This is a genomic window from Lysinibacillus composti, assembly GCF_016908465.1.
Taxonomy (GTDB): Bacteria; Bacillota; Bacilli; order Bacillales_A; family Planococcaceae; genus Ureibacillus; species Ureibacillus composti_A.
In genome coordinates this window covers 48,733-60,815 of sequence record NZ_JAFBDY010000010.1, presented here as the reverse complement: position 1 = coordinate 60,815, position 12,083 = coordinate 48,733, and the positions used below count along the sequence as shown (strand labels likewise).

The following is a 12,083-nucleotide window of genomic DNA, read 5'->3' as shown; positions in this document are numbered from 1 at the left end:
TGTTTAACGCCCCCCTTTAATGAGATGATGCCATGTATTTGGGTTTTTAACATTGTTAGCAGAAACAGGCTTTTGCATATCAAATATAGCGAGGCATTCCTTCGCGCGAGTTAAAGCTACATATAAATTACGTGTTTCTTCCATTAAAATCTGAGGCTTTTCATCGTTCATCATTTCATCGAAATTACCTGTTACGTTTTCGAAGCCCTTTTTTGTTTTAAAGTGCCAAGCATAGTTAACATTAGTTTCATCCAATTCAACGAGAATCTCACAATTTCTAACATACGGTAACACGAATTGTTCATGGACGTACGGTAAAATGACTGTATCAAACTCTAGACCTTTCGATTTATGAACCGTCATTACTTTAATATAATCCTTATTAAAATCAGCATCAGTTAATTCAGCCTCATCATCACGTTTATTTGTAGCGATTTCAAGACTTAGCCATTTATATAAGGAATACAAATCCATGCTTTCATTTTGAACAGCGTTGTTCATTAAGGTGATAATCTTATGCAAGTTTAAAACGTATTGTTTTTCTTCAGTTTCTATTGGTTTTCCTGCTTTACCAACTTGTAACTTTTCATTGAAATTACCTCTAAACGGTGTTGTAGATAGAAATTCATTAAGAACTATATTTGCCGGTGCTAACTTAAATTGTTCTAGAGCCATTTCCCATGTAATTGGTACTTCGTAGGATAAATCCTCCATTTCATAATAACCATCATCTTCTTTAAGTTCGGGGAGTTCAACAGGTTTACAAAATACCGTTTGTGATAGTTCAAATAGTGCAATCGAATCCTCAGGATTTAACCACGAATATAAAAGTGCATTTAAATCCTTAGCAGCACGCGAATTAAACAATGTACCTTCCTTAACGATTTGTAGAGGAATTTCAAGTTCATTACATTTTTTCGTCAGTAGTGAATGAATTTCATTAACATCCCTATTTTTTCGAACTAAAATTGCCAACACGCGACGTTCGTTTTCGTTTTCCTTTTTACGATTTAGCATTTCATTATATAAATCTAAAATTGCTTTCGTACTAATTGGGGCGTTACTTTCAACGTAGCTTTTCTTCGCTAAACTCTTTGGGCGAGTTGGTTGCATACGATCATCATTAGTTAAATGCCCCAGTTTGCGCCAATTAGAGAAAATATCCTCAACTTTAATTAATACGTCCCTCGCTGTACGATAGTTTTTCACTAGCTTATGCTCAACAACAGCTCGTCCAGATTCATACAACTTTTCAGATATAAGTTGAAATGCCGTTACATTGGCACCACGGAATCGATATATACCTTGTTTAATATCTCCAACAATTAATAATGGAATTTTTGCGTTAACGCTCAATTTAACAATAAATTCAATTTGTAAATTGTCCGTATCTTGAAATTCATCGATAAATAAATAACGGAACTTTTTACGTAAACTTTTCATTGATTGGGAGTTATCAATTAAACGCTTTAAATATCTATTTAAATCTGATAATCCTAAAATATCACGCTCCTGTTTATAGTCATTTAAGCTTTTTTCAACTCCTACAAGAGTATTTATCATTAATTCTTCAAATTGATTGTCTTTAGTAACTCTGTCTACAATATTTTCAGCAAGCACACCCTTTTGCTCATGTTTGTCTGCAAAAGCTGTTACAAAGTCTCGTACTTGGTAATATTCAATTCCTTCTAAAACACGGGAATCGTATGATTTAAAACCATAAACATCATTTAGATGCTTTTCCACAAACTCACGCTTTTTCATTGTCATTGCTGAAATCTTTACGTTTTGACCTAGGCCAATATGATGACCATAGTCATTAAGTACAAACTTCGCAAACGCTGGAATCGTCATAATTTTCATTTCACGAAGCTCTTCCAAATAACGCATAAAACGATTATTTTTTGTATCCTCATACATTTCCATGAATCGCTTAGTCAACTTTTCTAAGATGTTGTTTGCAGCTTCGTTGGTAAATGTAATCATCGCAACTTCATATACATGGTCAATGTACCCCATATTTAATAAATAAAGGGTCCTAGATACAAGAGTATGGGTTTTTCCAGAACCAGCGCCAGCCATAACTGCAATATCTACATTTTCCAACTCATGCTCAATTTTATATTGTTCAATATTGAAACTTTCGAACTTATTTCTTTCTAATAGCGACTCGTATTCTTTAAAATCCTTTCCATCGAAAACTATGATGTTTGGTGCGATATTTACTTCACAATAATAATAAGTAATCCCTTTATATTTGTACTCTTTTTGTTTCTTCTCCAATTCAGCTTTCGTAACATAACCTATTTCCAGTATCGAATGCTTCGCTTCTTTATCCATTTTCAATGATGGAGGATTTAGCGGTTTACTCTCAACAAATTCATCGAATTCATCAAAATTATCATCATTTAAAGAAGGAATAATTGAGTCACTTTTTAATAACGCATCAAATACAAGATCCACATCGCTTTCGCTATACAACGTAAAGATTGCACCAGAATCTGTTACTATTCGTTTCCGTTCACCCTTACCTTCTGTACCGAAAAATAGCAATTCAAAGTTGTTTTTCCCCTTAAATTTTCGATAATGCTTTAGTTTCCTTTCCTTCGCATTTTTACCACCCGTAAACAACTGTAATCCCAGTCGTTTGTTACCTTTCTGCAATAAAATGTCAGTCTGTGCCTGTAAATCAAACCGATAATTGATTTCAACGTTATCAAACTTGTTACTTTCCTTAAGTAGATAATAAAAATGTAGATCTCGGACTAACGAGTTGTACGCTTTATGTACCGCAGTAATTTCGCTAAAGTATTCAGTTTCTTTAATTTTATGACGTTTGATATAAGCGTCTTCAAACTCATTCAATGATGGAAGATTCTGAAGTTCAATAATTAATAAATACAGTTCCTTTAAAAGTAAAGGCATTCTCTTTTTATACTTGCGATATTCAACCCTTGAAAAAGCTGGTTCAAAATACTTAGAAATTAGTTGTTCTTCTATGTATTCAGCCGATTTTAAAAAGGAAAGCACTTTTTGTAATTCGAACTGATTGTAAAAATTAGCCATATGATCCTCCAATTAAATTTCCATATAGGCTTAATAAGCTATTAATTTACGAAAATTTTATAAGTAGTATAATTTTTTATTTTTAAAGTTTAGTTGTATCCTTGAAAAACATAAAACTAATCATCGAGAATACAACCAAACTATTTCAATCACAAGGAATACTTAAACATAATATATAGACTATCTTCGGTTATACTTGGACAAATTCAACTCCAAATACTTTCCGTACCCGCTTCTCCACCATTTCTTTCGCTTCATCTTCTTCAAGTAAATCCAGGACCATCGCCCCACCAGCAATATTAAGGTACTTTGTTGATTCAATGAAATGTTCACGTTTAATTGAAATACCTTCATCACGCAAAATAATTAAGGCTTTTAATATTCCTTTCGTAACTGCGCTATTTGATGTGAAGTTACTAGAAAAGAATATAGTTGATCGTGCCGAGAAGTCAGCAGAACAAAAGAATTCTGTTAGCCAATAAGGATTCTCTTTATTTTCTTCATCATAAGTCATATAACCCACCCACCATAGTCGAGCTATTATATGGATAAATATAGAACGCTTTACATTGTACTTGTAAAACAAAGCTGAAAATATACGTTTTTCGTTCTTTTTATTGAACTCATTTTTCAATCGATAATATACAAAATCTCTCATTTGAATATGTGCCAACCCGGCCCAAAGTCGTTCTTGAGTAGCCTGTGATACTGTTAAATGTTTTAATGACTCATATATAATTTTTACGTTTTCAAAGTCACTGACCATGTAATTTTCATCATCATTAAACTCAGGCCTTTCAAACTCAATGTTCGATTCAAATAGTCGCCCCTCTTGGCTGAAATACTCATCAAACCAAGCATCATCTTTCTTATAGTAATGCTCTTTGTAAAAATCAAAATTTGCACGAAGGTCTTGCAATGTGTCTTCTGATAAAAATTTAAGTTTCATTGTTAGTCCTCCGTTTCGTTAAATTTCTTGATTTCATTAAATGCTTTATCTAATGGCTGCTGTAATACCATTTGTGCTGCTTCTAAAGGAGATAATGTTCCATTTATAACCTGACTTAATGGTCGATTGTTCTTTTCAAAAATACGTGTTAGCACCTGGTACCATTTGTATTCGGCGTTATCTTCACTATTATCTTTTATTCGATAAAACACATCTACCAGACTTGGTAGAATAACTACCGATAAAATCGTTTCTTTTAATCTTGAACTAGCATTGATAGCATATTGGTCATATTCGACTTTAGGTAGCTTTATAATGATTTGATCAGAGTCAATATCTACTGTCATTACCTTGTCTTTTTCTACACGACGAACCGTTACGATTGATGGAAGGTTATGCGATTCTTCATCTTCTTCAAATAATACAACCTCTACCGCTTCACCTAGCGCTAAGATATTCCCTTTTTCAAACGTAATCGGATAGCCCTGATAAAAATCATCTAAATTAGGGTTTGTATAATCTTCAATTTTCACGTTCGCTAAGATAAACGGATGCACATCAATTTTTCCGCGCAATAAATTGTCTGGAATCTTAGCAGTAATGTTTGGTTGTTCTGACTGATAAATTTGGCGGAAGCTGGTTTGTGGGCATTCGATATGTAATGCATACTTCGCTTTTTCTTCTGCAATTAGTTCTGTAATCTGTTTATCTTGTAGACTACATTTTAAATTGATATATAATTGACCGAATGATTTTTCTGCTTCTATCGTCGTTTCAAAAGACGACTTTTTATAATTGTCATTTTCAGAAGTCAGAACAGGATATGGGAAGGATCCATTAAATTTCATATAGGTCCACCTCCAGTACGCAATATTGTTCGTAATCTACTTGAACTTGAATGTTTTTTGGTTTTTTTCCTGTTAAGTTAACGAAACGCACAACATTTTTATCGATGCTTGTGATTTCAATATCATTCGATGTCACTGTTATGACCGGTAAAATATAATCACTTTGCTCCCCGGATACTTTAAATTCAAGTTTCCCTTTTTCAAACTTTTTCTCTGGTTTGATGTTTAGGCGATATAATCCGGAATCTTTTTCAAGACAAATATAACGTGTGTCTACGTCAATCGGTTTATTTTTTTCCTTTTCACCTTTGCCTTCTTTAGCTCCACCAGTTCCTTCATCAGCAGGGCCTTGTTCACCCTGTTGGTTGCCTGTGCCACCACCTAGACCTTCTCCTTCATTGCGGTCATCGTTCGAGTGTCCTGCTTGATCGCCTTCTGGTGTAATCCCTACTTCTTCTAAGGTATCTTCAAAGTTTTCTTTCTGCTGTTTTTTCTTTACTTTTTTCTTTGGCTTCTCTTTTTTCTTGTGGGCGATAGACTTGATTTTCATTGTAAGGGATTCTTTCTTTTCATCCCCCTCCCCTGCTACTTGTGTTGTATCAGGTAAGAAGTCGCTTACTCCGAAGGCATCCATTGTTTCAGTTGTTTCCGCCTGGAATTGTTGCTGTACGGTCTCCCGAATGAACTTACGTAAATCACTAAATGCTTTCTTCGCTTCGCTTGGTGCCTCTTCATAACGGTTTGGCTCCCATTCGGTATGAGCTGGGTTTTCCATCTTTTTAAAAACTTGGTTCATATGTGTTCCGTGGATGATGAGAATTCCGGTAAAGGAAATACTTCCGCTAATACGGTTTTGTTCAAATAGACGCATCCCCGCTTTTCGTGTCATGAGTACACGTCGATTCAAATCTTCGCCTTTCATGATGTAAAGAGTTGCTTCTCCCTCTTTAAACTCACCGATTTTCTTATACCTTTTAGCTGGGTAAGGAACTTGGATACCTTCTTCAGATGTTAAAAGTTTAAAGTAAGCCTTCACTTGGCAATATTCTTCTTTATCATCATCGAGTTTAGAAATGAGAGTGCCAATGTTTTCATGAGAAATCGTTTCATCTTCAATCTTGACAACCAATTTATCTTGCCAAATTGTAATAAAGAAGTTGTAAATCACAGAGTTTCGTATTGCTTCAACCCAGTTTTCCTTTGGCTCAAATGCTGTTACATAGATGTCCGTTCCTGTTTCGTCACGTTGGAAGCTTGGATCTAGGTTTAATAGGTTTGAGATGGCTGTTGAGTTATGACTGTCCGTAAAATAGCCCGTTCCTAGCGTGTTAAAGCCAGGTCTCTCTTCAAATGACATGATATTCGCTACACCAATATGAGACTGGTAATCTGTGATGTCATAAGAAGAATAGAAGAGTGTACGTAGCTTTGAATTGGCAAACGGCGCAGACTTACCGATACCAAAACTTCCTCCTGAACTATCTCCTTTGTTTGAAGAGCCCGCTTCTCTAACGAGTGAACTCCATGGTGTTCCGAGTTCTCCGGTACGGGCACCTTCCAAACCCTTTGTATTAAAATCACTAATTCTAAGGAATGGAATTTGGTCATTCTTTAATATGTATTTTGCTTGCTCTACAAATTGTTCGATTTTAGTATTCTTACTCTTCCATGTGCTTTCACATTTGTTGAAGGCGTTAACAAGTTCGTCTCGTTGTGGGAATTGATTTCTTGAGATTTGAAATTGTTTAAACTCCACAATGACGGGTTGTTCTTCGTCTTTCACGGCATCGAGTGAATTTTGACAAATTTCGCGAGTTAACGAGTCTAATTCATTGCCACGGAACGTTTCTATCCCTGCGTTATTTATCGAATTTATTGTTCCACCAGCCGTAGCCGGAAAATTCCAAAATGGTTGCATCTCTAGTCTCCTTTTCTGGTTTTGAGTCTTTTGGGGTTGATCTACTCAAAAAAAAATTGTGTGTTTAGGATTTTTTTGAGTGACTGTTAATTCATATGTACTATGTCCATTGTAATATTATAACAAATTTAGATCCTGTTTTTATTAGTGGTTTAAGGTCGGATTGGGAAATGTTGTGGTGAATAGTCCAAATAATGATGAATCGATTTATATAATTACCTATTGGTGTTCGAAAATAGTTTTCCATTAAAAAAGTTGTGGCAAGTATTATATTTCTTTTCCCACAACTTTTAGCTTCCCAATATTCAGCTTTTCTCTCTTTCTTTCCTACACTCAGGACAATCAAGGTTTTATCATAATCTCAAATAAACGCTTCTCGACATTATCATTCAAATACTAAAGATTTGAAACTTTTCTATCACCGTTTCGTATACTTATTTATACCGTTCCAAATGGACGTTAATAAAGGAGCACATGATTAATTTTGAACCATTGAATGAAAGCATTACTTATATTTGCCTACCTCATAACGATTGCGGATTCTTACTATTCAACGCTCTTTGTTGAACCAAAAGATCCACCAAAATTCCAGTTATCCCAAGTGACCGTTCAATCTTCGGAAACAGCCACCTTAACACGGTAGCAAATTGAAAAAAATCGTGCATAACGCACAATTGGCAAAAGCGTATATTAAACACTTAGTTTCTCATACTGCGGACAATGCCACATTACTGAAAAACTGCCATATTCAAACTGTGAAATTACGAAGCTAAAATTGTATACATTTAGTGCCAGGCACAAAACAATCCATAACTTGTTTTTGTGCCTGGCACTTACCAAATTCTTTTCTGTCATTTACTACTTGAACCATTCTAATTCTTAACAAAAACACCAACTACCTCAACCGTTTTAAATATGTTGATAAATGCATGTTCATCATGCTTACGGACGATTTCTTTTATTCGAAGTGTTTCATATCGTGTCACGACCATCATTAAAATTTGCTTTTTCTCTTTTGTATATCCACCGTATCCCTCTGTAATCGTCATTCCACGGTAGATTGACTTCAATAAATCCTCTCGTATCAGCTCACCTTTGGAAGTGACAATCTGCATCGTTACTTTTATGTCATTTGTGTGAATTTGATCGATCACTAACCCAGCCAAATAAATCGACAGAAGTGTGTATAACGCGATATCCCAATCAAATGCAGCACCCGAAATCAGAACAATGATACCATTCATCCCTGTTAGAAGGAGGCCCACACTAAAATTACTTGCTCGAGAAATAAGAATGGCGATGATATCCAATCCACCAGATGTACCCGAATATTTTAAAATCAGTCCTACTCCAATGCCGCTAATGATTCCTCCAAAGATGGTCGACAACAGGATATTATGCGTCGCTGGAACCACTGGCAGTATGAATAAGAAAAACGAAAGTGATCCAACACAAATGAGCGTATTCACCGTAATTGTTTTTCCAAGCTTGTAATATCCAAGAATAAGTAAAGGTAAATTAAGTAAGAAATTCATTAACCCTATATTAAAGGGAGTAATTAACCCGATCAAAATGGCAACCCCACTAATTCCACCACTTAAAATCTCATACGGAACTAGAAAAAAATTAAAACCAAATGCAACAATTAATGAACCTACGATGGCAATAACATATTTCATCACATTGAACCCCCTTACAGTAAACTAATGCTCGATCCTAAGTTATCGTTGTATCATTATCGCCTTTTTCAAATGAATTTAATAACAGTCCACCTAGATCATCAATTGTATTCTGCACTTTATCCAATCGAACCATTTTTATCTCGATGTGTTTTTCAGGTGAGATTTCTGGTACAAGCCATTTGGGTAATAGCACGTCTTCTTCTATTTTAGGATAGATGAGAATACAACGGGTTGCTGTTTTGTAAGCCGTAATATAGGCATACATCTGATAAATGTCGGCCTGGCTATAGGTTACGTGCGAATTTGTGAGTATGCTCTTCCATTTTGTGTCTAGGATGACCGTTGGAATCGGTTGGTTTTGTTCAATTTTTGATATAACAAAGTCTGGCTTTAAGGAAATGTTTTCTCTCCCTGAATGTACATTCACAAGCAATCTTTTTTCTTTATGCTGCAAGTCTAATTGGAGTTGCATTGGACCCACAACTCTTTTTAAACATTCACCCACATACGCTTCATATAAATCATTCATTTTAAACAGAAAGGAATAGGCAATTTGATGGTTTACACTAGTGTTCATCATCGTAGATTTGATGATGGCAATGGCAAGTTGTAAAACCCCTTCATAGTGCTGATTTTGCCTATTCATTTGAATTTTTTCGATTAATTGCTGATTAGCATATACATCCTCTACTTCTTCAAGAAGTTCAAAAATGAACAGTGTTTTTGTTTTTATCTCCATATTCTTCAAATAGGGATGAATAATTTTTAAAGCTGCTTTTAACACTTGATTTAATGGGATATTAGGTGATAGCTCATCAAATTCACAAAACGCATTGACGGAATGGGTGCCATTCGTACGGATATGTTGCGGTACTAATAGTCTTCCCTTTAAATGCTTCAAGTTCTCTGTTTTTTGTTCATACCCTCTATATAAACCTCGTTTTAGAGCTTTATACAATTCCGTAACATATAAATAGCCTAGTATGTGCGAAAGATCAGTCTTTTCAAATTCACTTAAAGTACGTTCATTTAACTGAACTGGTAACTGTCTCGTCTGACTTAACATATTTAATAATGATCGTCTATTTAACCTTTCTTCATTATCCAAAGCCAGCTTCGGTAGGATTTCTATTCGAACGGTTTTTAATTGAATGACCCCTACCAAATTAATAAAGCGCAATCTTCTAATGCCCATTTCAATTACATTTTCATCTTTGTACTTCTGTTCTAGAAATTGAACGAGATGAACATATTCGGTATTTGTCAGATGCTCCTCTAAATAAAGCCAATCATATGCTTCTCGAATCGTAATGTTTTTCATTATTCATATATCCCTTTAATATCTTCTACCGTCATGTTTTCTTTCACTCGATATTTTGGTGGAAAATCCAATGCTGTATAGTTAGCGGCACGATTGAATAATGCTTGTACATCCACTTGTTCTTGATAAACAATGAACGAGTCATTTTCATTCTTCCCTATTCCACCAAGCACCAGGCCGATTTTTTCCCAATCATCGTAAAAGTACTCTTTTAATAATGGGATAATTTTGTTTTTCATCGTTGAAATTAGTTCAGCTTCTGTTCCTACATTCATGAAATAGGCATGCCCAATCATATGGTCACGACTGTATAAAGCTTCAATTCTCTGGTTCATACGATGTAATAAGCTTGGCAAATCAATATCTTCAATTGGTGATAGAAGCGAGGGCTGAGGTAAAATTTCCTCAAAACTAAATCTTCTTCTTAAAGCTGTATCTAGTAAAGCAATCGAACGGTCTGCTGTATTCATTGTTCCAATCACATAGAGATTTGGAGGTAGTACAAACATATCTCCGGAATAAGGTAGTTTCACACGTGTCTCATTTTCCGTATTCACACGCTTGTCCTCTTCTAACAAAGTAAGCAATTCTCCAAATACTTTTGAAATATTAGCACGGTTGATTTCATCGATAATCATGATAAAACGCTTTGCTTGACGGAAATTGAATTCCTTATTTTGCGCTAATGCTTCCATTACCAATTGTTTTTTCTCATTGTAGTCAAGTGTATCAGAGCGATTTTGAAGTCCTTCATATAGAGCCTCTATTACGATTTCTTTAAATACGCCATCTTTCGGAACAAAAGCTGTCCCATCAGAACGTAGACCTTCGATAAAATCTTCATATGAATAGGATTGATGGAACGTTACAAACCGTATTTGGCCGTTTTGTTGATATCTTTTATACAAATCGTCTACACGTATCCCATTTTCTTCAAAGTCATCCGCCGATTTGTTTAAAATAGTTTCAATCGAACGGGATGCAACTTGATATGTTTTACCTGTCCCGGGTGGTCCAAATAATATAGTATTTTGAGAAATGGATAACTCCTCATTGTTGATGTCTGGCAGGATTTCTTCATTCACTTCTCTCACTCTTACAGTCTCCTTTGAATGGGATTTACGATTGGAAAACACTAAATGCAATTCCTTTTGTGACAGTTCAGCTGTTTTTGGTCCATGTACAGGTGTTAACTGATCAATCATAAGTCTTGTAGATAATTTCGATAACCTTGCGATTTTAATCCAAACGGTATCCCCTTTAGAAGAAGCTGTTTCAAGATTGATCAATTCTACATTTGAAGGAACTTCATCCTCCGTTAAATAAACACCCTCAACAGTTGCTATCCATTCAATTTCCTTTTTAGATTGATTGCAAATATATAGTTTAGATTCATGTATATATTGAATTGTTTTTAAATTGATGGAATCCGTTTTAATCGCTTCCAAAACAAAAGGTGAATCGTTTAGCTTATTTTCTAATTCCGAAATCGTAGCCGCCGTTTGGTATGAAAGAAGAGAACAATCTAATTTTAGGGCGTAACTTCTTGTACCAAATTGGAAGATTAGTTTATTCAATTCTTTATATTCTTGTTTGTTTAAAGGAGATTCAAACTTGTTCAATTCATTTACAATTAAAGTTAAAATGACGGCTGTATAAACGTAAAATGCTAAATCTTTTCTTTCTCCATATCCGCTAAAACTTTGATAAGTTTGTAGTAAATCTAGGTAATTATCGTCCGACCTTTCTCCAAAAATGAGTTGGTTAACGCTTCTTTCAAATTTGTATGCAACAACATATTCATTAGGGGATTGGATATTTTTTACGATCGAATAAAGATGTACAAAATGCCCTCTAAGCTTTTCTGGCATGTTAAAATTGTCTCTAATGATTCGATAATCAGACTGATTCTTCATTTCATTAAATAAAGACACAATATCTAACCTGTGAGATTTAAAATTGTTAATCATATTGTTGGTTTTCACAAGTGTGTCAATCGAGCCAATAAAAATATCTAAATCACTAGTGTCCTCTTCTGTAAAAATTTCCGTATTCGTTCGGATTTTCTCAATTATTCTTAAAAATATTGCCTTCTTTTCTTCTTCCCATTTCGTATCCTCTACCCGTTGTTCATAGGCTTTATGCCAACTTGCCGTAATCTCATATTGCTTAACGAAATTATCTTTATGGTTCGAAATAATGTAATCTAATGTAATGCCTCTATATTTATGAATGACCATTTCAATTCTATCCATTGATTTCCCAACCTTTCTTATTCATAAATTCAATACAAAACCGT

Annotated in this window: 7 protein-coding genes; all 7 read right to left on the bottom strand. The window is 34.7% G+C overall.

Annotated elements, in window-relative coordinates; genetic code table 11:
• Positions 1 to 3: 3 nt before the first annotated feature.
• Positions 4 to 3,066: a UvrD-helicase domain-containing protein gene (locus JOD29_RS11890; RefSeq protein ID WP_124765253.1), complete on the bottom strand. Its 3,063-nt coding sequence runs from the start codon at positions 3,064 to 3,066 to the stop codon at positions 4 to 6.
• Positions 3,067 to 3,256: 190 nt separating this feature from the next.
• A complete protein-coding gene (locus JOD29_RS20460) occupies positions 3,257 to 4,015 on the bottom strand; it encodes a DUF6339 family protein (RefSeq protein WP_239585689.1) in 759 nt (252 codons plus the stop codon).
• 2 nt (positions 4,016 to 4,017) lie between these two features.
• Positions 4,018 to 4,863: a hypothetical protein gene (locus JOD29_RS11880; protein ID WP_124765251.1), complete on the bottom strand. Its 846-nt coding sequence runs from the start codon at positions 4,861 to 4,863 to the stop codon at positions 4,018 to 4,020.
• Positions 4,853 to 6,781: a hypothetical protein gene (locus tag JOD29_RS11875; protein ID WP_124765249.1), complete on the bottom strand. Its 1,929-nt coding sequence runs from the start codon at positions 6,779 to 6,781 to the stop codon at positions 4,853 to 4,855. Before JOD29_RS11875 ends, JOD29_RS11880 begins: the two co-directional genes overlap by 11 nt.
• A gap of 872 nt (positions 6,782 to 7,653) precedes the next feature.
• Positions 7,654 to 8,460: a YitT family protein gene (locus tag JOD29_RS11870; RefSeq protein ID WP_124765352.1), complete on the bottom strand. Its 807-nt coding sequence runs from the start codon at positions 8,458 to 8,460 to the stop codon at positions 7,654 to 7,656.
• Positions 8,461 to 8,497: 37 nt separating this feature from the next.
• Positions 8,498 to 9,784 carry an McrC family protein gene (locus JOD29_RS11865; protein ID WP_124765247.1) on the bottom strand — a complete coding sequence of 429 codons (1,287 nt, stop codon included), beginning with the start codon at positions 9,782 to 9,784 and terminating at the stop codon, positions 8,498 to 8,500.
• On the bottom strand, positions 9,784 to 12,039 hold the full coding sequence (locus JOD29_RS11860; RefSeq protein ID WP_124765245.1) for an McrB family protein: 2,256 nt from the start codon (positions 12,037 to 12,039) through the stop codon (positions 9,784 to 9,786). Before JOD29_RS11860 ends, JOD29_RS11865 begins: the two co-directional genes overlap by 1 nt.
• Positions 12,040 to 12,083: the final 44 nt, after the last annotated feature.